At 34.5% G+C, this 3,415-nt stretch carries 3 protein-coding genes and 1 pseudogene; all 4 read right to left on the reverse strand.

The annotated features are described in order from the left end of the window. On the reverse strand, positions 1-1,158 hold a 1,158-nt coding region (locus WBN21_RS10970; protein ID WP_424200215.1), incomplete at its 3' end, for an MBOAT family O-acyltransferase. Positions 1,159-1,160: 2 nt separating this feature from the next. Next, positions 1,161-2,198, reverse strand: coding sequence for a hypothetical protein (locus WBN21_RS10975; RefSeq protein ID WP_424200217.1), 1,038 nt, complete (start codon positions 2,196-2,198; stop codon positions 1,161-1,163). A gap of 29 nt (positions 2,199-2,227) precedes the next feature. Beyond that, positions 2,228-3,100, reverse strand: a complete 873-nt coding sequence (locus tag WBN21_RS10980) for an ester cyclase (RefSeq protein ID WP_424200219.1) — start codon at positions 3,098-3,100, stop codon at positions 2,228-2,230. Positions 3,101-3,217: 117 nt separating this feature from the next. Then, positions 3,218-3,415: pseudogene (locus WBN21_RS10985) on the reverse strand (nuclear transport factor 2 family protein); the annotation flags it as partial.

Raw genomic sequence — 3,415 nt, forward strand, 5'->3', positions numbered from 1 at the left:
ATCAAATTCTCTAGCTCTAAAAAACACCCAAGTTATATTAACACAACTAAAGGTTGTGAAAGCTAAAAAAATGCCATTCCATTTAGTGATTTTGAATGGTAAATAGCGTCTTTGAAGGCGTTCTAAAATTAAATATGTACCGTGTAAACCGCCCCAAACCATAAACGTCCATGCGGCTCCATGCCATAATCCACCCAACAACATAGTTAGCATAAGCGCAACATATAATCTTGTTATGCCATGACGATTTCCTCCTAATGGAATATATAGGTAATCTTTCAGCCATGAAGATAAGGATATATGCCAACGTTTCCATAAATCTGAAAAACCAAGGGATGCATAAGGATAGTTAAAGTTGTCTGGCAATACAATTCCCAGCATTAATGCAATACCAATAGCGCAAGTTGAATACCCAGCAAAATCAAAAAATATTTGTCCAGAAAAGGCAATAGTTCCTATCCAAGCATCAACGCCATTTAGTATTTTTCCAGCACCAAAAACGGTATCTGAAGTATCAGCAAGTAAAGTATCAGCCATAACTACTTTTTGAAACAATCCTATGGTTAATAAAAATAACCCCCAAATAAATTGATTTGCAGTTGCTTTCTTCTCATCATAAAACTGAGAGATTAAATCTTTAGCTCTTACAATTGGTCCAGCAACCAATTGCGGAAAAAAGGTAACATACAAGGCAAAATCTAAAAAGGTTCTTGCGGGTTCTATTTTACGTTTATACATATCAATTGTATAGGACATGGTTTGAAATGTGTAGAATGAAATGCCCATAGGTAATATAATATCCATAGGTTGTGCCTGAAAATCGATGCCTAAGCTATTCAAAATAGTGACAAAATTTTCCAGAAGAAAATCGCCATATTTAAAGAATCCTAAAAAGCCAAGATTTACAAGCATACTTAGCGATAACCACATTTTTCTTTTCTTCTGATTTTCTTCAACAGCTAATTTTTTTCCTGCTGTCCAATCAACCATAGTCGAAATCCAAAGTAAAATGACTAGTGGCGGATTCCACAAGCCATAAAACACATAACTCGCTAAAAGAAGCATTCTTTTTTTACCAGTCCAATTAAATAGTTTTGAATAATAAAGTGCTAAAACTATAACCAAAAACACTACGAAACTTAAAGAATTAAATAACATGATTAATTGGTTTTAGAGTTAGATAAAGTACCGTCAGATTTCATAATCTTGATGAGTTCACTTGTGAAAAACTGAGCGTCTTTTACCGCTAAATGAGACCATTCTGGTAGAAATAAATTTTCAAATTGCGGGTAATCTAGGTAATTATAGCCTTTCGCGCCAGATTTTTCAACAAGCACATCCCAAAACGCTTCTCTTGGAAATCCCAGGCTCTCAACTTTTTTAAATAAGCCAGACGAAGGGCATCTTACTAAAATTAAGTTGCCACCTCTATCCATAAATTTTTTGGATAATTCAGCAAAGGCAGAAATAGTACCGTCTTTGTCAGGCGGTGGATGGTCTCCAGATAATATGGCAGTCCATACGTTTTTTACTGTATTAGCATAAACGGTATCGATTTCCATACGTTTCGTCATTTTCATATGCCGTTCCAATGAAATGTCCTCAAAATTGTTGAATGGCGGATAGATTGGGCCAGATCGATCATCTGGATTTAAGTTTTTAATAAGCGTTTTTAAATCAACATCTGAATCCCAAGCTTCATCACCATCTCTAATAAATGCTAAATTCTTTTGTAGAGGAACTGATAAGGCATGATTAATACGTTGCGCGAAAGTTCTATTATAATAATAATCTACTAGCGTTTGAGATCTTTTCATAAACTCTGCTTCTGGATAAGTAGTGGCGAAAAGTAGTGGAGGCGTCACACCAACCATAAGTGTTCCTTTAAAGTCTGTGTTTTCTAAAATATCTTTAAAAACTGGAATTGGTGATGCGCCTTGGGTAGGAAGCATAACAGGATCTGTATTAGTTTCTTCTTTCCAAATATCCAATTGTATATCGTATAATATTCGTGAAGAACCAATTATTACAACTGTATTTTCTTTAATATCCTCGAGCTTTGCTCTCTGGTTTGCCCAAAGGTTTTTATTATCATCAATGTTAGGTTCATGGCCCTGAGAACGCCAATATAACTCCCATGCAGTAACAGAAATGATACCTAATATTACTGCAATTAATAATGTTTGTTTTAATTGCATTTTGGTTGGTTTTTGGTTGATTGCGTTTATTACTTTTCAGAATTAGCGAGCTTTTTAGTATCTACATATTGTTGAAAACCGACTATTTTCCCGTCTTTAAGTGTCCAAAGGTGAGCTGCTTGTGCATTGTAAACTTTGCCGCTTTTTTTGAATTTACCATCATATCTTAAAGTTGCCAAAACTTGGTTATTGCTCATCTCGTGAAGTTCGATATCGGCTAATTTGAAATACTCATGTCTTCCTATAACACGTTCAAAAACGCCTTTTAAGATGGCATCTGGTCCAATATATGGATTGCCATCAGCTAAGTTGTTGCTTTCCGCTTCATTCCATACGACTTTTGAATCCATGGCTCCGAGAACGGAAGGGATATCACCTTTAGAAAATGCTTTGTAAAGATTGTCAACTACTGAGATGTTGTTGGGGTCTGATACTATTCCCAACTGAGCTAAAAACACCATGTTATCCATAAAATCTTGTTCTTGGGCAACTTTACCATCTTTCATTTTAACGAGTGTAACGCCATCAATATCTACGGATTTACCTGTCGCAGGAATTCCGAAAAAATCACCGGTGTGTGTGCCTTTAAAATTCCAATGTTTTGCAATTTTGTCGCCTTGACCAAAACAATCTGTTACTGTAAATTCAATATCAGAAAATCCAGTTAGGAAATTTTGGTAATAAGCCTTGAAATTTTCTATACCTACAATATTTTCAGGACTTGAAATAAGGGTAATGTCTTCAGTAAAAGTAGTGTTGTTTATAAGGTCTATATTCGCATCATTTACAATTTTATCCCAAGTATCAGTATACATTGCTAAGGTTTTGTCTAGTTTTGAATTAGTGCATGACATCAAGCATAAGCCAACTAAAAAGATTGATAAAGAAATATAATTTTTCATTTTTTTGTATTAAATATTTAATATGTTTTCTATTGGATAGTCCTCAAACTAATTATCTGAATAATAAAACCAAAGGCAGCTAGGTTATTGAACTGCCTTCTGGTTTAAATAAGTTGGTTATTTAGCATTTAACAACGCTTGGCTAAAATATATCATGTGTGACGTTATTTTTCCGTCGGCATCAAAACTACTACTAGCATGTAGTGGAACTTGTAATTCTTTTTTATCTGATTTGCGAATTAAATGGTAGTTCCACCATGTTAGTACTTCGCGACCATTACCCATTTCGTATTCTAAATAATCTGGGTATCCAAT

Origin of the sequence: Algibacter sp. (genome assembly GCF_049667265.1) — a bacterium.
Taxonomy (GTDB): Bacteria; Bacteroidota; Bacteroidia; order Flavobacteriales; family Flavobacteriaceae; genus Algibacter_B.